The sequence below is a fragment of the Haladaptatus sp. SPP-AMP-3 genome (assembly GCF_049568665.1).
GTDB classification, from domain to species: domain Archaea; phylum Halobacteriota; class Halobacteria; order Halobacteriales; family Haladaptataceae; genus Haladaptatus; species Haladaptatus paucihalophilus.
On record NZ_CP145897.1, the window covers coordinates 1,009,274 to 1,030,795 of the forward strand.

The 21,522-nt window shown below is 64.3% G+C and carries 20 protein-coding genes; 10 read left to right on the forward strand and 10 right to left on the reverse strand.

Annotated elements, in window-relative coordinates:
* Position 1: 1 nt before the first annotated feature.
* Positions 2–901, forward strand: coding sequence for a type II CAAX prenyl endopeptidase Rce1 family protein (locus V5735_RS05920; protein WP_423745506.1), 900 nt, complete (start codon positions 2–4; stop codon positions 899–901).
* Here the strand turns inward: V5735_RS05920 and V5735_RS05925 are convergent.
* From V5735_RS05925 to V5735_RS05945, 5 genes are all read right to left on the reverse strand, one after another.
* Complete coding sequence (locus V5735_RS05925) at positions 874–2,667, reverse strand: M3 family oligoendopeptidase (RefSeq protein WP_423745507.1); 1,794 nt, start codon at positions 2,665–2,667, stop codon at positions 874–876. The genes V5735_RS05920 and V5735_RS05925 overlap by 28 nt on opposite strands.
* 237 nt (positions 2,668–2,904) lie before the next feature.
* On the reverse strand, positions 2,905–3,342 hold the full coding sequence (locus V5735_RS05930) for a transcription elongation factor Spt5 (protein ID WP_007981573.1): 438 nt from the start codon (positions 3,340–3,342) through the stop codon (positions 2,905–2,907).
* A gap of 10 nt (positions 3,343–3,352) precedes the next feature.
* On the reverse strand, positions 3,353–3,529 hold the full coding sequence (locus V5735_RS05935; RefSeq protein WP_423745508.1) for a protein translocase SEC61 complex subunit gamma: 177 nt from the start codon (positions 3,527–3,529) through the stop codon (positions 3,353–3,355).
* Between the two features lie 264 nt (positions 3,530–3,793).
* Positions 3,794–4,939 (reverse strand): cell division protein FtsZ, encoded by a 1,146-nt coding sequence (gene ftsZ / locus V5735_RS05940; RefSeq protein ID WP_423745509.1) that lies wholly within the window; start codon positions 4,937–4,939, stop codon positions 3,794–3,796.
* Between the two features lie 118 nt (positions 4,940–5,057).
* On the reverse strand, positions 5,058–6,401 hold the full coding sequence (locus tag V5735_RS05945) for a D-aminoacyl-tRNA deacylase (protein ID WP_423745510.1): 1,344 nt from the start codon (positions 6,399–6,401) through the stop codon (positions 5,058–5,060).
* An 80-nt stretch (positions 6,402–6,481) separates the two neighbouring features.
* Between V5735_RS05945 and V5735_RS05950 the strand changes: the two genes are divergently transcribed.
* From V5735_RS05950 to V5735_RS05975, 6 genes are all read left to right on the forward strand, one after another.
* Positions 6,482–6,877: a universal stress protein gene (locus V5735_RS05950; protein ID WP_423745511.1), complete on the forward strand. Its 396-nt coding sequence runs from the start codon at positions 6,482–6,484 to the stop codon at positions 6,875–6,877.
* A gap of 78 nt (positions 6,878–6,955) precedes the next feature.
* Positions 6,956–8,107, forward strand: a complete 1,152-nt coding sequence (locus V5735_RS05955; RefSeq protein WP_423745512.1) for a sodium:calcium antiporter — start codon at positions 6,956–6,958, stop codon at positions 8,105–8,107.
* A 53-nt stretch (positions 8,108–8,160) separates the two neighbouring features.
* Positions 8,161–9,309 (forward strand): sodium:calcium antiporter, encoded by a 1,149-nt coding sequence (locus tag V5735_RS05960; protein WP_423745513.1) that lies wholly within the window; start codon positions 8,161–8,163, stop codon positions 9,307–9,309.
* Between the two features lie 36 nt (positions 9,310–9,345).
* Positions 9,346–10,149, forward strand: coding sequence for a shikimate dehydrogenase (locus V5735_RS05965; protein ID WP_423745514.1), 804 nt, complete (start codon positions 9,346–9,348; stop codon positions 10,147–10,149).
* Between the two features lie 26 nt (positions 10,150–10,175).
* Positions 10,176–10,853 carry a helix-hairpin-helix domain-containing protein gene (locus V5735_RS05970; protein WP_423745515.1) on the forward strand — a complete coding sequence of 226 codons (678 nt, stop codon included), beginning with the start codon at positions 10,176–10,178 and terminating at the stop codon, positions 10,851–10,853.
* Positions 10,854–10,901: 48 nt separating this feature from the next.
* Complete coding sequence (locus V5735_RS05975; RefSeq protein WP_423745516.1) at positions 10,902–11,312, forward strand: Rieske (2Fe-2S) protein; 411 nt, start codon at positions 10,902–10,904, stop codon at positions 11,310–11,312.
* Between the two features lie 57 nt (positions 11,313–11,369).
* On the opposite strand, the gene V5735_RS05980 is transcribed toward V5735_RS05975, so the two are convergent.
* On the reverse strand, positions 11,370–11,663 hold the full coding sequence (locus V5735_RS05980) for a transcriptional regulator (protein ID WP_423745517.1): 294 nt from the start codon (positions 11,661–11,663) through the stop codon (positions 11,370–11,372).
* A 92-nt stretch (positions 11,664–11,755) separates the two neighbouring features.
* Here V5735_RS05980 and V5735_RS05985 point away from each other — a divergent pair, with 92 nt between their 5' ends.
* The gene (locus V5735_RS05985; RefSeq protein WP_423745518.1) at positions 11,756–13,777 is read left to right on the forward strand and encodes a bacterio-opsin activator domain-containing protein; all 2,022 of its coding nucleotides are present in this window, start codon (positions 11,756–11,758) and stop codon (positions 13,775–13,777) included.
* 105 nt (positions 13,778–13,882) lie between these two features.
* A complete protein-coding gene (locus V5735_RS05990; protein ID WP_423745519.1) occupies positions 13,883–14,857 on the forward strand; it encodes a sugar phosphate nucleotidyltransferase in 975 nt (324 codons plus the stop codon).
* A gap of 80 nt (positions 14,858–14,937) precedes the next feature.
* Here the strand turns inward: V5735_RS05990 and V5735_RS05995 are convergent, their stop codons facing one another.
* Positions 14,938–15,645, reverse strand: a complete 708-nt coding sequence (locus V5735_RS05995; protein WP_423745520.1) for a diphthine--ammonia ligase — start codon at positions 15,643–15,645, stop codon at positions 14,938–14,940.
* A gap of 37 nt (positions 15,646–15,682) precedes the next feature.
* Complete coding sequence (locus tag V5735_RS06000; RefSeq protein ID WP_423745521.1) at positions 15,683–16,822, reverse strand: DUF373 family protein; 1,140 nt, start codon at positions 16,820–16,822, stop codon at positions 15,683–15,685.
* Positions 16,823–16,978: 156 nt separating this feature from the next.
* On the opposite strand from V5735_RS06000, the gene V5735_RS06005 reads away from it, so the two are divergent.
* Positions 16,979–19,363, forward strand: coding sequence for a DUF5059 domain-containing protein (locus V5735_RS06005; protein ID WP_423745522.1), 2,385 nt, complete (start codon positions 16,979–16,981; stop codon positions 19,361–19,363).
* A 48-nt stretch (positions 19,364–19,411) separates the two neighbouring features.
* On the opposite strand, the gene V5735_RS06010 is transcribed toward V5735_RS06005, so the two are convergent.
* Both V5735_RS06010 and V5735_RS06015 read right to left on the reverse strand, forming a co-directional pair.
* Entirely contained in the window at positions 19,412–20,593 is a 1,182-nt protein-coding gene (locus V5735_RS06010) for a DHH family phosphoesterase (RefSeq protein WP_423745523.1), read from the reverse strand.
* A 52-nt stretch (positions 20,594–20,645) separates the two neighbouring features.
* Positions 20,646–21,500 (reverse strand): SDR family oxidoreductase, encoded by an 855-nt coding sequence (locus tag V5735_RS06015; protein WP_423745524.1) that lies wholly within the window; start codon positions 21,498–21,500, stop codon positions 20,646–20,648.
* Positions 21,501–21,522 lie beyond the last annotated feature (22 nt).

Below are 21,522 nucleotides of genomic sequence, written 5' to 3' on the forward strand. Positions count from 1 at the left end.
AATGCCCTCGCCGAACTGGAACGCCTTCGCCGGTGTCACGCTCGTCGTCCTCGTCGTTCTCATCGCGCTGGCTCGCGCCTCGCAAGCCATGTTCGTGGACGACGAGGCGAGAGGGGACGACCGCCGCGAATCGGCAAACCGCGACGGAATCTCCCGGACCGCGGCGAACGGGCACGCGTTCGGACTAGGTGACGAAGGAGTTGGGGAGGCCAAGACCGTCTCGGACGGGACGACGCACCCGCCCGAATACGGCCCCTTCGAATCGGCGGCCAACTACCCGAACGTTACGCACGAGGTCACGAATCCGGTGTCGGAAGCGGAGTTCACGCCCGGAACCCTGCTCGTCAACGTCGCGTTGAGCCAGGGCTTGTTCGGCGTCGTCCTCGTCGTCGCGGCGGTGCTCGCCGCGATTCCCGCGGACGCGCTGGGCCTCGAACGCGTGACCGTCGCCCAACTCGGCATCGGCGTCCTCCTCGGCGTCGGACTGTACGCGGCCAACGAAGTCGGCCAGCGCGTCGCGGATACGTTCGGCATCGACTACGACGACGGCCTCCGAGAACTCCTCACCCCCGACGCGCTCGGCGGGTGGGTCGTCCTGCTGGCCCTCGTCCTCCCGATAATCGCCGGATTCGAGGAACTGCTGTTTCGGTCCTCGTTGGTCGGCGTATTCGCCGCCGGATACGGCATCTCGCCGTGGTTCCTCGTGGTCGCCTCGTCGGTTGCCTTTGCGACGGGCCACGGCGCGCAAGGCCCGGCGGGCGTGCTCGTGACCGGAACGCTCGGCGCGGTGCTGGCGAGCGCGTTCGTCCTGACGGGGAGTCTGGTGGTGGTGGTCGTCGCCCACTACCTCGTCAATGCGCTGGAGTTCGTGGTTCACGCCCACGGCGATTCATCGAGGTAGTCAGCGAACACGGACACTGCACGCTCGTACGGGTCGGGTGAGCGAACGTCGATGCCGATGTCCGCGAACGTCTCGACCGCTCTCTTTTCGCCGCCGGTTCGGAGGAAATCGCGGTACTCGTCAGGTGAGAGGGAACCGTCCGTGAGTCGGTCGAAAATCACGGTTGCGCCGACCACGCCGAGCACGTACTGGTAGAAGTGGTACGGTTCCCGCGCGTGACTGCCGATGAGCCACCCCGAACGGGTGTATTCGTCGGGGACAATCGGCGCGTGAAACTCCTCGTGGAGGTCGGCGTAGATGTCGTCGAGACGCTCGGCGGAGAGGGTACCGCCGTCTTCGACCGCGCCGTAGGTTTCGTGGGTGAACGCAGACCACATCGCGGTTCCGTAGAGGTTGCCGTCGATGGTTCCGAGGAGGCGGTCGAAGACGTGTCCCCGATACTCTTGGGTGTCGAGGAGGTGCCGGGCGAGGAGCAGTTCGTGAAGCAGACTCGGCATCTCCTCGACGGGACGCGGCGTGGTCGCGTACAGCGGTCGGCGCGCCTCGCGCAGATACGACGTGTTCATCGCGTGGCCGAGTTCGTGACAGAGGACGAACAACGACCGCAAATCGTCGTCGTAGTTCGCCAAGATGTACGCGCCGGTGTCGTACGACGACGGACAGTACGCGGTGATGTCCGACCGCTTTTCGACCGTTTCGTACACGTCGATTCGCCGGTCGTCCAGAACGTCCGCCAAGCGGTCGCGGTACGCCCCGCCCAGCGGTTCGACGGCGGCGAGGAGATGCTCGCGCGCCTCGTCGTACGGTACTTCCGGCCGGTCTCCGTCGGCGAGCGGAACCTGCACGTCCCACGGCCGTAGTTCCCCGACACCGAGGCGGTCACGACGAAGGCGAAGAAGTCGATGATGCGGGTCGAGATTCGACCGGAGCGCATCGAGCAGCGCGTCGTGCGCGTCGGTCGGAAAGTCGATTCGGAGACCCGTCTCGGGATAGCTCTGTTTGTTGAACGTCCGTTCGCGGACCGAATCGAAGTTCCGCACCGCGGCAAGCTTCGACTGCATTTTCGCCTTCTCCGCGTAGGCCGTCGCAATCGCGTGCGTGGATGCGGTCAGTTCCCCGCGGAACGCCTCGTACACTCGTCGTCGGAACGCCCGGTCGTCAGACGCGAGGTGCCGCCGCCGGTTGTTCCGCGTCACGCGAACGGAGTCCCCGTCCGGGCCGTCCACGGTCGGCGGTTCGAAGTCCCGATTGACGAGTGGCCGGAACACCCGTTCAGGGGCGTCGTGGTTCAGTTCCGTGAGGGCTTGCTCGACCTCGGGCGAGCGAACGTGTTCGTCCGTCCGAACCGCGTCATCGAGGTAGCGTTCGAACGCCGCGGGGTCGTCGTTTTCGCGCACGAGTTCTACGACTCGCTCGGGAGAGAGCACCCGTAACCGTCGCCGAACCGCGGTCTTCGTCCGGGAGACCTCGCTCGACACCGACCGAAACTCGGTGCGTCGCTCCTCGCGCGCGGGGTCGTCGGTGTCCTCGTTGCACCGAAGTTCGACGTACAACCCGAGGCGTTGTTCCCGTCGGACGAGCGTTTCGAGGTCCGCGAGGGTGTCGTGAAGGTCGTCGGCAGTCGTCGGGTCGCGCTCGCGGAGCCGCTCCGCGAGCGCTTCGGTTTCGGCGAGCGTCGTGTTCCATTCGTCGGGCGATGCGAAGACGGTCGAGAGGTCCCACTTGTACTCCCGTGGAACCTCGTCTCTGGTCGGTGTCGAATTCATGCGTGCGTCGTTGCTGCTACTGATGGTGTTTCTGCCGTCGCTGATGGATAGTCGAACGGGCGGACGTATCCGGAAACGGACCGAATTAGAAGGAGGTAACGCGGGTCATCGTACTACCAGATTGTGAAAATGTCGTCCCCGGGGAATGAAAAAGATACCGGTCGCTCGAAAAACGGGTGAGCGACGGAGGAGTTCCCGTGAGCGAAGGCTTCGTGAGTAGAACGGGGACCAGAAGAGCTACCGCTCTTCGGAGTCGAGCACGCGAATCTGATCACCGCGCACGGTGACGGGAATCGGGACGGTGGCTTCGTACAGTTCGACCGTCACCTGGTCCTTGCCCTCGTCGATGCGCTGGACCTGCGCCTTCTCGCCCTTGAACGGTCCGGCGATGAGTTCCACGATGTCCCCTTCCGCAATACCTTCGACGTCCGGCGTCGGGGAGAGGAAGTGCTCCACTTCAGAGATGTTGCTCTCGCCGGGGACCATGCTCCGCGCGTGGGGAATTTCCTCCAAGACGCGGTTGATGACCCGGTGGTCGTCGGCCTCGACCATCACGTAACTCGTCAGCGAGTCGGGCGCGAGGACGGCGTGTATCTCCGGTTCCTCGCGGTTGATGATCATGTCCGCGACGGTGCGTTCCTGACTTGCCGTGGTCTTTACTGCGTAAATTGGCATTGAGAATCACCTAGACGGGAACGGGGTTGATGAAAGTCATGATGGCAAAAATCGTGAATCCGAGAAGCCCGACGAGCAAGATGCCAGCACCGGCGATCTGTGCAATCTTCGAGAACTCGTCCCACGACGGCGTACTCGCCAATTTGAGTACGCGCATGTACGACGCGAGGTCAAGTTTAACGTCCATTGTTGGTTATGCTTGGCCATCGGGCTTTTTCTATCTTTCTACAAAGAGAGAACAGCATCGGGTCCGTCGAAGGAACGTCGCGCGTCGGAATAACCGGCTGTCACACCCGTTCGTGGCGAAAAACGGGGAACCCCGACCCGAAATTGACTCTCGGACGACACGTCGCGTTATCGGTCGCAGCGCGTCCGGCGGTAGTCGAACCTGTCGGTCGATGAATGCAAGGAGACACCCCCACGTTCGGCGACTGCAGAAAGAGGAGACGGACTATTCCACGTAGTCGATGTCTTCCGTCTGCTGTCGCTTCGCCTGCGCTTGTTCGGCTTCGTTACTGCCGTAAATCTGGGGCGACTGCACGCCCGTGACGACGATCATGGTGCGCATCGTGCCGTCGAGGTCCTCGTCGATGGAGGTTCCCCAGATGATGCGCGCGTCGGGGTCGATGCGGTCGTAAATCTGTTCGACCACGCCTTCGGCTTCCTCGATGGACATGTCGTTGCCACCGGTGACGTTGACGAGCGCGGATTTCGCGCCGCTGATGTCCACGTCGAGGAGGGGGGAACGGAGGGCGCTCTTCACGGAGTCCTGTGCCTTCTGGTCGGAGTCGCTCTCGCCGAGGCCGATCATGGCGACGCCGCCCTTCTCCATGACGGTGCGAACGTCGGCGAAGTCGAGGTTGACGAGGCCGGGCTTCGTGATGAGTTCCGTGATGCCCTTCACGGAGCGCATGAGCACTTCGTCGGCGACCTTGAACGCCTGTTTGACGGGCAGTTTGCCGACGGAATCGAGCAGGCGGTCGTTCGGGACGACGATGACCGTATCGCTCACGTCGCGGAGGCGTTCCAATCCGGCTTCCGCGTTCGTGCGCCGGACTTCCCCTTCCGCCGTGAACGGCGTCGTGACGATGGCGATGGTGAGCGCGCCCGCCTCGCGGGCGGCCTTGGCGACCACGGGGGCGCTTCCGGTGCCGGTGCCGCCGCCGAGACCGGCGGTGACGAACACCATGTCCGAGCCCTGAATCGCGTCGTATATCTCGTCCTGACTTTCGAGCGCGGCCTCCTCGCCGACCTGCGGGAGCGACCCGGCACCGCGCCCGCTGGTCTTCTGTTCTCCCATCAGAATCTTCGTGTCGGCCTCGATCTCGACGAGGTGCTGAACGTCGGTGTTCGCGGCGACCAGCGACGCGCCGTGAATCCCCTCTTCGGCCATGCGATTGACCGTGTTCCCCCCGCCGCCGCCGCACCCGACGACGGTGATGTTCGTTTGGAGTTCTTTGAGAACGTCCTGCAGTTCCTCGTCGGTCATCGTCCCCGACAGGCCGGTGTCCTGCGAGGCACCTCCGATTTGCGACTGGGGGGCACTCTGTTGTTGCCCTTCCGCCTCCTCAATAGCGTCTTCGACGATGGAATCCATCCTTGAACCGTGCTTTACAAACGCAGATTAATTATCTTTCCCCTCTGGCTGACGGATGTCTGACTCCTGTCACCATACCTCATAAAAAGTGTTATATAAGAGAACGACTCGGCGGAAATTATCTCACGGGGAAGACATGTGTTCGTTCGGTCTGGACCTCTTCGGGCGGAATCGTTCGCCCGTCCACCGTCACCGCGACCCCGGAGGAGAGTTTGCCGAAGGCGGGACCCTCCGACACGCCGAACGTGCGCGCCTTCTCGGGGTCGAATGAGACCTCGCGCACGACGATTTCGTCCTCCCGGCGTTCGACGGCCGCGTACTTCCGTTCGAGCAGTTCGACCAGTTCGTCGATGATGGCGTCGTAGTCGGCCGGTTCGCGGACCGCCGCGCACCCGCAAACCAGCGTCCCGCCTTCGGTCGTCTCGAACGCCACCGTCCGCTCGGCGACGACACCGAAAACGGCCTCCCGGTCCACGCCCGCGGCGGCCGCGAGCAGTTCCTCGGGGAACGTCCGGAGGGAAAACGTCCACTCGTCCGGGTCCGACGGTACGTCGCTCGCCCGGTCGCCGAACCGAAGTCCGGACTCGACCGTCGAGAGTTCGGATTCCAGTTCCTCGGCGAGCGCGAGGGGAACGCCGGACACCTCGCGGACCCACGTCTCGCTCACCACCCGATAGCCGAGGTCGTCGATGACCGCGGCGAGGTCCGTCGTGTCGCCTTCACAGACCGCGTACTCGGCCCCGCTCCGCTCGAACGCCTGCCGAATCACGTCGGGGTGGGCCTCGGGAAGCCCGAGCGTTTCGAGGTTCCAGTCGGACGCGATGTGGCCCACCGCCCAGTCGGTCTCCCGGACGATGCGCTCGAACCGCGGGACGTAGTGGCCGCCGCCGAACCCGACGAGTTGGCGCTCGCGGTGAGGTGAGACGCCGCGGAGGTCGAGGATGGCGCGGGCGACGGCCCGCGCTGCCTCGGGGTCGCCCCACTGTTCGTCGTCGCTACCGAGTTCGACGAACATCGAGGGGACGCCCACCTCGCTCGGGCCGTGGTGGGTACACTCCATTCCGACCTCGTACTCCTCTGGCGCGTGTTCGTCGAACGCCCGGAGCAAGCGCGCGTGGGCGTTCGGACAGGTCTCGGCGACCGTCCTGTCCTCGCCGCCGTACTCCGCCGGGCCGAAGTTCCCGGTGAAGTGGGCGGTCAGTAGCGGTCCGGTATCGCCCGAGTGCCGCGAGGCGAACACGAGCACGTCGGGGTCGGAGAACGCCTCGGCGACGTTCTCGATGTCGAGGTGGAGGGCGTCGAACTCCCGCAGTTCGAAGCCGTCCGTCCGGTAGTACTCCCCGCCGCCTTCGGCGTCGGGTCGGGTTTCGTCTTCGTGTGAACTCCACTCCGCCTCGGAGAGAAGGAACTCGCCGATGTGTTCGGAGGCGTAGTCGGCCCGGCTGACGACGACGGCAATCACGGCCACATCTCGGACCGGACGGCGAAAAAGTCCGTCGAATCCCGGAAACGATTAAGCACTGGGCCGAAGTGTGTTACCGTATGAACGTTCTAGTTCCAGTTGACGGGTCCGATTGCAGTATGCGAGCGCTCGATTTCGGAATCGAGTTTGCGAACCGTTACGACGCGGATATCGACGTCGTTCATTTCACCGACGTACAGGGAGAAGATACCGAGTCACTGATGGATCGAGTGCGAGCCGAGCTCGAAGACGCCGACATCGAGAGCGGTACCAGCGTCGCGGTGGACGTCCATCTGGCGGACTTCAAGGCGTCGAACCGCATCGGCAAGAACATCAACGAGATGGTGGAGTCGGAGGGCTACGACCACGTCGTCATGGGACACCACGGCACCGGACGCGTCGGGTCGTTCATCCTCGGCAGCGCGGCGAAAACGGTGCTGGAATCGGGCGACGTGCCCGTGACGACCGTTCCGTGACCGTTCCCGACGGGATGAAAACATCTCCACAACCAGATAGAACCGCTTAATTAGGGTGCTTTTGAAGATGCCCGTAGTATGAACCCGATACCGACTGCCCCACTGGCGATTTTGCCGCCAGTGTGGGAAAACTCGTTACTGCTTCTCGCATCGTTCCTTCTCCTCCTCCTCGGCGCGGAAGTGTTCACGAACGCCGTCGAGTGGTTGGGCCACCGCCTCGGCGTGAGCGAAAGCGCGACCGGCAGCATCCTCGCCGCGGTCGGCACCGCGCTCCCCGAGACGACGATTCCGATAATCGCTATCTTCGGGAGCGGCGGCGGGACGAAAGCCGCGGAAGAAGTCGGCGTGGGGGCGATTCTGGGCGCGCCGTTCATGCTCGCCACTATCGCCATGTTCCTCGTCGGCACGAGCGTCCTCTACTTCGGAACGCGCCGTTCGAACGGCCAGAAGATGCACTTCAACAACGAATCCACCCGCCGAGACCTCTCTTTCTTCCTCGTCGGCTACACGCTCGCGTTCAGCGCCGCGCTGATTCACAGCGACACGATCTCCCACGGCATCGCCGCGCTGCTCGTCCTGCTCTACCTGTTCTACCTCTACCGCTCGCTCAAGAGCGGGGAACTGGTCGAAGGGGAGGAGCTAGAGGACCTTCACCTCGGACTGATGATAGAGGGGTTGGTTCCCGGCATGAGCGCGGACGATAACCACTCCGGCGACCCGCACTCGATACTGGTGGCGGTTCAGACGCTCGTCGCGCTCGGCCTCATCATCGGCGGCGCGCAAGTGTTCGTCTCCCAGACCCAGTGGGTCTCCGAGGAGGTGCTCGGCATCCCGACGGCCATCGTCGCCCTCCTCATCGCGCCGCTCGCCACCGAACTCCCCGAGAAGTTCAACAGCATCATCTGGATTTCCCGCGACAAGGACACCCTCGCGCTCGGCAACATCTCCGGCGCGATGGCGTTTCAGGGTACGCTCCCCGTCACGCTCGGTATCATGTTCACCTCGTGGGACCTCTCGTTCCAGTGGGGCACCGCGGGCTTCCTGAACGGCCTGTCGGCCATCCTCGCCATCATCAGCGGGTGCGTGCTGTACTTCCGCGCGCGTCGCATCAACGGCAGCAAGATGACGGCGCGCCCGTTCCTCATCGGCGGCCTGTTCTATCTCGTCTTCCTCGCGGTGGTCGTCTACCACGTCGTCGTCCTCAACGTCGGCGGAATTCCGGGTCACTGACGGCGCTTGCTGGATGGTGTGTCTTTAATTGACCACCGTCGAAATCTCAGCGTATGTCGCTTCCAGTGGCCGGTGCAATGCGGCCCCTCTTGTTGTCGAAATCGTCCACCAAAGGACTGTTACTGCTCGCATCGTTCGGCTTTCTTCTCGTCGGTGCGGAAGTGTTCACGAACGGCGTCGAATGGCTCGGTCATCGCCTCGGCATCTCGGAGAGCGCGACCGGCAGCATCCTTGCCGCGATGGGGACGGCGCTCCCCGAGACGACGATTCCCGTCATCGCCATCCTGAAGGGCGGGTCGGCGGCCTCGGACATCGGCGTGGGGGCGATTCTGGGCGCGCCGTTCATGCTCGCCACTATCGCCATGTTCCTCGTCGGCGCGAGCGTCTACTACTTCGCCGACCGCCGCGCGAACGCCACCGACCTTCATTTCAACGAGGGCGCGACGACGCGCGACCTCTCCTTTTTCCTCGTCGGCTACACGCTCGCGTTCGGTGCCGCGCTCATCCCGGACGGCACGACCGTCGCCGCGGTTCCGATTCGGGTCGTCATCGCCGCCTTCCTCGTGGTCCTCTATCTCGCCTATCTGTACCTGTCGCTCCGGGCGGGCGAACTGGCCGACAGCGACGACATGGACGACCTCCACATCGGACTCGCCGTCGAGGGGGTGCTCGAACGGGTCGGCATCCACCCGTCGGCCGACCACAGCTCCGACCCGCATTTCGTGCTCACGGCCCTCCAGACGCTCATCGCGCTCGGATTCATCGTGTACGGCGCGCACCTGTTCGTGGACCAAGTGGAGTGGATGTCGAGAGAAGTCGGCATTCCGTACGCCATCGTCGCGCTCATCATCGCTCCGGTGGCGACGGAACTGCCGGAGGCGTTCAACAGCGTCATCTGGCTCTCGCGGGACAAGGACACCCTCGCGCTCAACAACATCACGGGTGCGATGGCGTTCCAAGGGACGCTCCCCGTCACGCTCGGCATCCTGTTCACGCCGTGGAATCTCAGCCTCGCGTGGGGAACCGCGGGCTTCCTGAACGCGATTTCCGTGCTCTTCGCCATCGTCGCCGGGTGCATCGTTCTCTTCCGCGCGCGTCGCGTCGGCGAGGACGACTTCAACCCGACGCCGTTCCTCGGCAGCGGCGTCTTCTACGTCCTCTTCATCGCGCTCGCCGTCTACTTCGTCACGCTCGGTGTCTGACCCGTCGATTAAGTCCCCCCGCTCCCTTCTTCCGCCATGGACGTGTACGGACTCCTCGGCAATCCGGTGGGCCACTCGCTCTCCCCGCCGATGCACGAGGCCGCCTACGACGAACTGGACATGGACGCCCGCTACGTCACCTTCGAACCCGAGGCCATCGGCCCGGCAATCGAGGGGGCGAACGCGCTCGGCATCAGCGGACTGAACGTGACGATTCCGTTCAAGGAGGACGCCCTCTCGCACGTCGAACCGGATTCTCTCGCGGAACGCATCGGTGCGGTGAACACGGTCGATCTCTCCGCCTCCGACGATTCCGTCCCGACCGGTCACAACACGGACGCCGAGGGCGCGCGTCGGGCGTTCGAACGCCACGGCGTGTCCCGCGACGGAGCGTCCGCCGTCGTCGTCGGTGCGGGCGGCGCGGCGCGCGCGATTGCCTTCATGCTGGCCGACGACGGCTCGACGGTCGAAATCGCCAATCGAACCGTCTCCCGCGCGGAATCCCTCGCGGCGGACGTGGACGGTGCGAGCGCGCACGGCTTGGACGAACTTCCCGACCTCGTATTGGGGGCCGACGTGCTGGTCAACGCGACGAGCGTCGGAATGGAATCCGACGAATCGCCCGTTCCGGCGACCGCGCTCCACGGCGACCTCGCGGTGATGGATGCGGTGTACAGCCCGCTCGACACGCGACTGCTCCGCGAGGCGTCCGCGCGCGGCGCGACGACGATCGACGGTGCGTGGATGCTTCTGTTTCAAGGAGTCGCCGCATTTGAACTATGGACTGGAACAAATGCACCCGTCGAGCGGATGGACGCCGCCTTGCGAAGACGCCTTTAAGTGAAGGGACTTTGTACTATCCCACAATGGGGCTTATCACACGGCTGAAATCGTTGCTCGGTCTTGGCGATGAGCGGTCGAAGACGCGCAATCGTGACAACGGTGTGACGATAGAGCGCGAGCCGACCGAGACGAGAGCACAGCCCAACGTGGAATCGGAGAACGCAGTGAAAATGGCGGACGAGTCCCCGAGCGAAGACACGAGCGTTTCCACCGAGGAGCTCGTCGACGAGGGGAAACCGACCGATCACATAGAGGAAGCCGAGCCGGATACGGCGGCCGAACCCGCGGAAGCGACCGGACCGAGCGCCGACGCGAGCCAACCGACGCAGACGGAGGCGACCGAGCCGGAAGCCGAACCGGACGAGGAACCGAAACCCGAACCCGAGGCGGAAGCGCCGGAAGCGGAAAGAGAAGGAGAAGTGTCGAAAGAAGAGCCGGAAGTAGAAGTCGAAGCGGAACCGGGGGAAACCGAAGCCGCGGCGGAGGAACCCGAAGTCGCGGAAGAAGAGTCCACCGGCACCGACGCCCGGCCGCTCGAAGACGTGAAGGGAATCGGCCCGGCCTACGCGGAGCGACTGCAGAACGCGGGCGTCGAAAACACGGCGGAGTTGGCGGTCGCCGACCCCGCGGAAATCGCCCGCGAGACCGACCTCTCGACGAAGCGAATCGAGGGATGGATAGACCGCGCGAAGTCGATGTGACGACCCGTTTGAAAAAGCTCAAACGTCTTCATCGGCAACCTCCGGCCGATGGACGAGAACCGCCGAATCGCCGCCGTCGAGGAGATACCCGACGACACGACGTTTCTGTTCACGATTCGAAACGGCTTCGACGAGGAGGAAGCCGTGCTGGTCGAAGCCGACGACGGTATCCGAGCGTGGAAGAACTACTGCCAGCACTGGACCGACGTGCGCCTCGACAAGGGCGACGGCGCGAGCATGCGCGACGGCGAACTCGTCTGTGGCAAACACGGCGCGCTGTTCGAATCGGACTCCGGCGTCTGCACCTACGGCCCGTGTGAAGGCGCGGTTCTCGACGAAGTTGACGTGACGGTCGAAGACGGAGCGGTCTACCTCACCGACCCAGATTACGAGTTCGTCCAACAGGGGTCGTCCATCGAGTACGACCTCTCCTCGAACCGCTCGCTCGGGTTCGAATAGAGACACTACCGGCGCGGGAGCGTCGTCTCGTCGGAATCACGAACGTTCGTCCACCGCTTACGGCTCCCGAATCACGAACGTCGGTTCGTCCACCGCCTCGCTCTTGCACTCGGGACAGCGGGACGGTCGATTCGCCGGATTGTCGAAGCGGTCGAAGCCACAGTCCCGACACTCGGGCGGGGCGACGAGCAACTGCTCACCGTTCGGTTCGACCGACCGGGCGATGTGGCGAACGTGGCGAACCGCCGCACCGGCCGTGATTTCGAACTCCGCGGCGAGTGCGCTCGGGGCGGCCGGTTCGGTCCGGAGGAACGTCGCGATCCGCTCGCGCGTCGTCTCATCGTCGCGCATACACGTCATTGGTCGTCCGGGTTCAAATTTCTAGCGCGAAACTTCGGACAACATAAACTGTTTTCCCGACGCGGTTCGTGAGACAATCTGCGATGGGGGAGCGAACGACGACGGACGAATCGCCGAAGACCGAAATGACGAGGAGTCACACCGTTCTGTTCGTCGAACACGAAACCGATATCGCACGGTCGCTCGACCGCCAGCACGACGACCTCACGGTACGCGTCGAATCGTCCGTGACGGCGTGTCTGTCCCGTCTCGGGGAGGAGGCGATAGACTGCATCGTCAGCAACCACCACCTCCCCGACTCGACGGGGTTGGACCTCCTCGAAACGGTGCGCGACGAACACCCGAACCTCCCGTTCGTCGTGTTCACGGGGGGCGGAAGCGAACGAATCGCCAGCGAGGCCATCGACCTCGGCGTGAGCGATTACGTCCCCGAGACGACCATCGATGGGACCGACGACCTTCGGGAACGAATCGTGGGCGCGATTCGAACCCACCTCGGCGGACGCGGCGAAAGCCGAATTGACACCCTGATGAGCGCGTTTCCGGACGTCGCCTTCCTCCTCGACGAGGAGGGACAATACCGCGAACTGCTCGTCGGTCCGAACTCGGAGAACCTCGCCGTTACCGCGCCGCCCGACCTCGTTGGGCGGCGACTCCACGACGTCTTTTCGAACGACATCGCGAATCGGTTTTTGGAGCACATCCATCGGACGCTGGAAAGCGGCCGCGTCGAAACCATGGAGTATCCCCTGACCGTCGAAAGCGGTCAACGGTGGTTCGAAGCCCGCTCGACGCCGCTCGGCCAGGAGATAGACGGTAAAGATGTCGTCGTGTGGGTCGCCCGCGATATCACCGACCGACGAAAACGCGAGCGAACGCTGACGCGCCAGCACGACGAACTGGAGACGCTGAACCGGATTCACTGGGTGATTCAGGAGGTCATCCACGAACTCGTGCACGCCGCGACCCGAGACGACATCGAACAGCTGGTGTGCGAGCGACTGGTCGAATCGGGGCTGTACGAACTCGCGTGGACCGACGAGAGCGAAGTCAGCCGCGGCGGCGTGACGCCGCGAACCCGCGCCGGGGGCATCGACGGCTATCTCGATAAGCTCGTTGAGTTCGAGGCGGACATCGGCGACGACCCCGCGAGTAGGGCGATGCGAACCGACGAACTACAGGTCATCTCGGACGTCGCGGAGACGTCCTTGCTCCCGCCACAGGTCCGCGCGGAAGCGCTGGAGCGCGATATCGAGTCCGGCATCTCCATCCCCATCTCGTACGGCAACACGATGTACGGGTCGCTGTCGCTCGTCTCCACCCGCACCGGCGTTCTCGGGGAGCGAGCGCAAGCCGCCCTCGAAATCCTCGGGGACACCATCGGCTTCGCCATCAACGCCGCGCGGAACAAGAAGATACTACTCTCCGACAGTCACGTCGAATTGGAGTTCCACGTGGCTGGCTCGCGGGACGCGGTTATGGCCGCGTCCCGCCGACTCGACTGTACGTGTCACCTCCTCGGGTTGGTTCCGGCCTCGGAAGGGCAACTGCTCCACTACATCCGCGCGGAGGGCGCACCCCCCGACCGGCTCAAGACGCTACTGTCGGAGTCCGACACTGTGGCGGAGTGTCGACTCATCGAGACGGACGAAACCGGTCTCGTCGTCGAAATCCAAATGAACGAATCGACGGTCAAGCGATTGGTCGAAGCCGGGGCCGCCGTCCAGTCCGCGACGGCGAATCGCGGCGAGGTGTCCATCGTCGCCGAGATCCCGCGCGAGACGGAGGTTCGGAAGGTCGTGGATGCGTTTCAGGCGGCGTATCCGTCCGCGGAGCTGATCGGGAAGCGAACCATCGACCGACCGATTCAAACCGCACAGGAGTTCCGACAGTCCCTCACCGACCGGCTCACCGACCGACAGGAGACGGCGCTTCGAACCGCCTACTTCGCGGGATACTACGATTGGCCGCGCGGGAGCACCGCCGAGGAGGTCGCGGGCGCGCTCGACATCGCATCGCCCACGCTGCACTACCACCTTCGGAAGGCACAACACCAACTGCTCGGCGCGCTGTTCGACGAGACGGGCACCGACGATGCCGACTGATTCGAGGGACGCGCCGCGGATTGTATTCGTCTCCGGTGATCGTTCGTCCCGCTGACCGCTCCCGCAATGAAAAAGGACTTAGGGGGCCGGGGTGACGGTCTGGCTATGAAAGCCGTCGTCCTCGCGGGCGGATACGCGACGCGCCTGTGGCCGATCACGAAACAGCGCCCGAAGATGTTTCTTCCCATCGGCGAGACCACGGTTATCGACCGTATTTTCGCCGACCTCGAAGCCGACGAGCGCGTCGATACCGTCTATGTGAGCACGAACGAACGGTTCGCTGATGACTTCCGCGACCACCTCGCGGAGAGCGATTTCGAAAAACCGAAACTGAGCGTCGAAGACACTTCGGAGGAAGACGAGAAGTTCGGCGTCGTCGGCGCGCTCGCGCAACTCGTCGAGCGCGAGGAAGTCGACGATGACCTCGTGGTCATCGCCGGTGACAACCTCATCAGCTTCGACGTGGGCGACTTCGTGAACTTCTTCGAGGAAAAGGGGTCGTCCTGTCTCGCCGCGTACGACGTCGGAACCAAGGAGCGCGCGAAAGCCTACGGTCTCGTCGAACTCGACGGCGACCGCGTCGTGGACTTCCAAGAGAAACCGGACGACCCGAACTCGACGCTGGTGTCCATCGCCTGCTACGCGTTCACCGAGGAAACGCTCCCGCTCCTGGAGACGTATCTGGAGGACGGCAACAACCCGGACGAACCGGGGTGGTTCCTCCAGTGGTTACAGTCCCGAAAGCCCGTCTACGCCTACACGTTCGAAGAGGCGTGGTTCGACATCGGTACGCCCGAGAGCTACCTCGATGCCGTCGGTTGGTACCTCGGCGGCGAGTCTCGCGTCGCCGACAGCGCCACGCTGGAGAACACCACCATCGGGGAAAACGTCCACGTGATGGACGGCGCGGAACTCGCCGATGCCACCCTCGAAAACGCCATCATCTTCCCCAACGCGACGGTTCGGGGCGGTGACGTGCGCGACTCCATCATCGACGAGGGAACGCACATCGAGAACATGGATTTGGCGGGCGCACTCATCGGTGCCCACACCCAAATCACGAACGGATCGAACGAGTAAACCCACGCACCCTTCCTTCTCACCGTTTTACACACCGGTAACGCGAGAGCCTCCGGCCCTCGCATACCACGCGGATGCGATTACTCGCCGAGCCAAGCGTCCGTAATCCGCACCCGTCCGCGGTCCCCGTCCCATTCGGTGTCGTACTCGAGTTCGATGGGACGGTCCATGTGCGGTGCGTCCGTCACGAGGGTTTCGAACTCGCCGCCCTCGCCGAGAATGTGGACGCCGTACTCGTCGTTGAGGGCTTCGAGTTCGGAGAGCGCGTCTTCGTCCAAGGTTCGTCCGAGCCACGACTCGTCCAAGCCGTAGGCCGCGACTTGGACGATTACGATTTCGAATCCGGCGTCCAACATCGCGTCGGCGAGTTCGCGGGGGTCTTCCTGCCAGAGGGGGGCGAACAGGTCGATGCCGAGGTCGTCACAGAGGTCCTGAATGCGGTGGGTCTGGAATTCGCTTTCGACCGCCCCCGCTGTCACGCCCGCGAGGTCGATATCGAGGTCTCGGAGGGCGTCCTCCATGATTTCCGTCTCCTTGTCGCCCTGTTCGCCCGCATCCTCGACTGATTCGGCGTCGAAATCGCCCTCGACGTTCACGAGCGGGATGTCGATGCTTTCGGCGGCGAGCGCCGTGAGTTCGGTCGCCGGGACGTGATACATGTACGAGTCGCCCGCCGGGTGGACGGTGAGGAGTCGCTCGACGGGAAGTCCCGCTTCGAGCGCGCGGTAGAGCGCCCACGAGGAGTCCTTGCCGCCGGAAAAGAGGCTGACCCACGCCTGCTGGTTCATACGGAGGTTTGCGAACCGGGGAATAAATGCGCCTCGGTTACTCGACCAGTTCTTCGCTGATGGCCGTCCCGCTGACGTAGGAGGCCACGCGAACCCCGACGAGGCTGACGAGGACGCCGAAAACGACGTACACCGCCAGTCGCATCCCGGGGTCGAACGTGAGTCGTTGAATCGTCGTCTGGCCGACCACAATCTTGGGAACGACGACGGGAGCTATCTTTCCGGCTCGCTGGAGGAAGTAGGCCGAAAAACCGCGCACGACCAGTCCGACCGCGAGAACACCGAACGGGAGGTTGAGGTAGGAGTTCCGAACGCGGTCGTTGCGGATGGCTTCGTCCAGTAGGCGGCCCATGCTGGCGGTGAGGGCGGCGACGGCGATCCACGGGACGCTCTCGAAGACGAACGCCATCGCGGTCATGAGGACGTTGCCGGTGGAATCCATGGGTGCGGCACGGAGCGCTCCGGCGAACACGCCGATGAGCGACAGTCCGACGCCGACGACGTAAGTGACGATGGACACCCGGCCGGAGTAGAGGGCGTCGCGGGCCTCCGCGGGGAGATTGTGGAAGTAGTCGCCGATGGCGAGTCCCTTGTACAGGACGAACAGGCCGATGACGGCGGTGATGGCCGACGTCGCCATGGCGAGGCCCAACTGCAACAGCAGGACGGGAAACGCGATGAGCGCGATTCCGGTCGGGACGAGCACAGTCTGGCGGAGTTCCTCGTCGGCGAGGAACTGCTTCAGCAGGTAGTACGTCGATTCGATGTCGCGGGCCTGTCGGACGACCACGCGGTCCACCGCGTCCACCCGGGTTCGACTCTCGACGATGGGGACGAGTCGTTCGTCTTCCGCACTGTCGATGACGACGATGGTGGAGTCCGGGTCGTGTTCCGCCACGAGTTCGTCCATCTGGGCGGCCACGGCGCGATCTGCGCCGACCCGCGTGTCGGCGGTGCCGGAGATGACGGCGACTATCGACTCCTCGTCCCCGTCCCGCAAGTCGCGGGCGACGCGGAGGGCTTCGAGCAGACAGTTGACACTCGAATCCTCGGGGTCCGCCAGACCGACATCGGTGACGAGCGCCTGCACGGCCTCCCACCCGGCGACCGGCATCTGCAGCCCCGTCTTCCGACCGATGTCGTTGTTCCTATCGACACACACCACCAGCGTACTCATTCGATATTCCCTCCCAGACGGTGAAAGGTTAAAAAGGTCGTCTTTATCCCAACGTTTTCCGTCGATGAGAGGTCCCCGTATGACACCCGGACGCATTGTTTTTGGGATGCCTAAAAATCGGAACGCTTTAGACCTTTAGGTGGGCCTAAACCAAATATGGACATCGATAGACGGACTCTCTTAAGGGTGGGCGGAACGACGCTCGTAAGCGGGCTTCTGGCGGGCTGTAGCGCTCCCGACGCCGAATCGAGTGCGAAAGACGTCAGCGCGGAGGCGGCCGTCGCGGCCGAGTGGAACGTCCTTCGCGCCCGACTGCACGACGCATTCGCGCTCGGTATCGCGGGCGAGTTCGACGCCGGAGCGACCGTCGCGGAGGACACCTTCGCCCGGTTCGAGCAGGCCACCGGCGAATGGGGCGCACACGAGAAACTGGAGGAGACGAGCGAGACACACTACGAGGAGTTCGAGGAGGCCATCGGCCAACTGAAAACCCGCCTCCGGGAGGAGAACACGGAGGAGATGAAAGTCGAACTCGGACTCGGAAACGAGCACCTCCGGAAGGCGCAAGTGCAACTCGTCGGCGAGCGGAACGCCCGCGCGCTCGACATGCAACTGCTGGGGACGCGCTTCGAGAACGCCGCGATGGTCGCCGCCGCCGGAAACCTCTCGGGGGCACGGACGATTGCAACGCGGGCGCTCTCCGCGTTCGAGGACGGGGACCTCCACGACGCGCTCGAATCGGCGAACGAGGAGACCTACGACGCGTTCGAACACGCCGCGAAAACGACGATTCGGGCCGCGAAGAACGAGAAGGCGGACGTCGTGGCGAACCAATCGAACGACGCGGTGACGGCCGCCGTGTCCGGATCTTACGGCCTCGGAACCGAGAACGTCGCGGGCGCGGGCCACATCGCGGTCATGCAGGCACAAGCGTTCGACGCGAACGCCCTCGCCTCGCTCGGCGGGCCGTCCACCTCGTTCGCGCACGCCGCCACCCTGAACAGCTACCGCGTCCGGGCCGCCGACTGCACGCGGTTGGTCGCACGGGGCGAGACGAAGCGAGCGAAAACGGTCGCGGAGGACGTCTTCGCCGACTTCGAAGCCTCGGACGCGCACGAAGCCCTCGAATCCGGAGACCACGACGCCTACGAAGGGTTCGAGTCCGGACTTGAAGCCCTCACCGCTGCCGCCGAATCCGGCGACGGAACAGCGGTCGAGGAGGCCGTATCGAAGGTCGATACCAACCTCCGGGCCGGTATCGAAGCGCTCGCGGCGGGCGTCCAACCCGCTATCCTCCAAGCAGGATTCTTCCGCGCCCGGTTCGCCGACGCGCTCGAACGCCACGAGCGCGTCGAGTCGAACGCCGCCGCGACCGTCGCACAGTCGCTGTTCGCGCGGTTCGAGAAGAACGAACTCGGCATGCACGAGACGCTGGAGGGGACCAGCGAGAAACTCTACGACCGGTTCGAACACGAACACCTGAAAGAGGGACTGATTCCCGCGCTGAAGGGGAACGGGTCCGGTGCGACCGCACACTTCGAAGGGGCGATGCAGGCGCTCCTCGACTTCGAGATGAAGGCCGCGAGCGCGAGCGTCGTGGCCGGTGCCGAGGCGAGTTTTATGGCCGGACGGGCCTTCGACGCCGCCGTGGCGAAACTCGGCGACGCGAAGCGGGCGAACGCCATCGTGGAGGCGACCTTCGCACACTTCGAAAGTGGCGCGGGCGGCTACCACGAGGCGCTGGAACACGCCGACGCGGACCGCTACGAGTCGTTCGAGGCGGCGCTGGGGAACGTCGACGGGGGCGACGACACCTACGCGAAGGCCGTGGAATTCGGCCACGAGGCGGTCGAATCCGTTTCCGCCGTCGTGACGAACGCGGGCGGCGACTTCGGCGGCGCGGCGGCCACCATCGTGCAGGATTCGTTCTCCCAGTTCGAGAAATCCGAGGTGCACGAGAATCTCGAATCCGGCGACCGGAACGCCTACGAGTCGTTCGAGGCGAAACTGACCGCGTACGCCGACGCGCTCGACTCCGGGGAGGGCGTCGATTCGGCGAACGACGCCTTCGTCACCGCCGCGCTCCGAGCCGAGTTCACCGTCGTCGGCGAACTCGACAAGGCACCCGTCGGCGAGGCCAAAAACGGCACCGGCGAGGAATCGAAGACGAAACTGAAGGGCGGACCGAACGTCCAAAAGGGCGTCCCGGACGGCGCGGATCACGTTATCGACGTCAAAGCCGTCTCGTTCGACCCCGGAAAACGCAGCATCGAAACGGGCGATACCGTCGCGTGGAAACACGTCGGCGGCGAGGCGCACACGGTCACCGCCCGCGAGGAATCACTCCCCGAGGGCGCGTCGTACTGGGCCTCCGGCGGGTTCGACTCCGAGAAGAAAGCCGTCACCGGGTGGGACGCGGGCAAAGGAGCGGTGCAGTCCGGGCAGTCGTACGTCCACACGTTCGAGACGAAAGGGACGTTCGAGTACTACTGTATCCCGCACGAGGCGGCGGGCATGACTGGAACGATAGTCGTCGAATAACCCAGCGAAACCGCCGTCTCGGTAGATGGTGGCACGGAGGGAGATGCCTCAGACGTTTCCGTTCAGCGCGTCGAAAATCCCGTCGGTAAACTCCCGTTCCGACCACAGTCCCCCCTCCATCCCACCCGCGACGACCGCCGATTCGACCGGAACCTGACCGCCGCCCATCCGGGCGTGACCCCCGGCGTCCGCTCCCGGAATGTCGGTGACGGCCATCTGCAACGCCTTTCCCATGTGAACCCGGTCGTCCCGAGAGCGACCGGAGATGTAGAGGGTGTCCTCGCGTCGGCCGTAGACGACGACGGCCGTCACGCCTTCGAGGTGCATGAGTTCGTCCGCGGCCTGTGGAATCGCGTCGGCGTTCGAGAGCGCACCGACGTTACAGACCGCGAACGACCCGCGGACCTCCCGTTCCGTGATGGCCCGCGATTTGACTTCGAGTACTTCCGCGCTCACTTGCGGATTGGCGATGCGGTCGAGACGGTGTTCGTCCACGCCCCGATACAGATACGCACTCGCCTCGAATTCGGCCCCACAACAGCCGTTCGTGAGGTGTTTCGTGTCGGATTGGATGCCGTACAACAGGCCGGTGGCGATGTCGGACGGGAGAACGAAATCGTTCTCCGGCGGGATTTCGTCCGGGGCGACCGGCGTCGCGCCGAGGTCGTCGAAGTACTCCGCCACGATGGTCGAACACGCGCCGTAGTTCGTCCGTTTGTCCGTGAACACCTCACCGGTTCCGTTGCCGGGGTGGTGGTCGATGACCGCGTAGGGTTCGATTCGCTCCGACCCGTCGAACCCTCGCGGCGTGTTGTGGTCGACGAGAACGATGGTAGAAGCGGCGAGGTCGGTGACGTGCTCGACGCGTTCGAGGTCGAGGTCGAGAATGGTTCGAAACGCGCGGTTTTCCTGATGTCGTATCTGACCGGCGTACTGAAGCGTTATCTCCGTCCCGACCGTTTCGGCGAGATAGCCGATGGCGATGCCACAAGCCATCGCGTCGGGGTCGGGATTCGGATGCATCAGGACGACGAGTTCGTCCCGTTTCGCCAACGCGCGTTTGAGCCGAGCGCCTTTCGGTCGCCGAATCCAGCGGACGACCAACCAGAGGGATACCGCCAGTACGGCCGCGCCGACGATAGCCCCGACGACGAGCAGCGGATCGTCGGAGCCGTAGAGCTGTGCCGTGCGGAACAGCCGTTGTGCGGACTGGTCGCCGCGAAACTGCATATCCCGGGAATCGATACGGGAAACCAAGAACTTTTCCCAACGGTTACAGGTGTCAGACGTTTTGTGAATCCCGGAACGATTCGATGCCCTCCCGATACCCCTCCCTGTACGTCGGATAGCGGAGTTCGTACCCCAACTCGCGGAGCTTTTCGTTCGAACACCGCTTGCTCGCTCGCGCTCGCTCGCTCGTCGCGGGTTCCCGTCGCGGGTGGGAAACGCCGCACTCGTCCGCGAGCCAATCGGCGAGCGTCGGCTTTCGAACCGGTTCGTCGTCGGAAACCAGAACGACCTCGTTTCGTCCCCGTCCGGTGTCGAGAAGGTATCGAATCGCCCCCGCCGCGTCGTCGCGGTGGAGCAGGTTCAGATATCGGTCCGAGACAGGACCCTCCAGATAGCGCTCCAGTCGATATCGGTCGGGACCGTACAACCCCGAGAACCGGGGTATCGTCCAGTCCCACCCTCGCTCCGCCCGCACGATTTCTTCGGCGTCGGCCAGAATCTCCTCCCGTTCGGTTCGGGGATCCAACGGCGTCGATTCGTCCACCCGCGCGCCATCACGGTCGCCGTACACGCCGGTACTCGACGTGTAGACGACGCGCTCCGGTGACGACTCGCGGGCCGCGAAGTGGTCGAGCGTCGTCCGAAGTCCCTCGACGTAGGCCGTGCGCGCCGCCGCCGAATCTCGGCCGTCGGCGCTCACCGCGTAGACGAGCACGTCTACGTCGGGAATCGACGACAGTGAATCGGCGTCCGTCACGTCCGCCCGTACCGCGTCGGTACCCGTTTTTTCGACCGCCCGAAGCCCCTCGGACGAGCGTCGTACGCCGACGACCTCGTGACCGTCCGCGAGCAACTTCCGCGCGAGTTCGCACCCGACGTAGCCGCATCCGAGCACTGCGACGTTCATATCGTTCCTTCGAACGGACCGC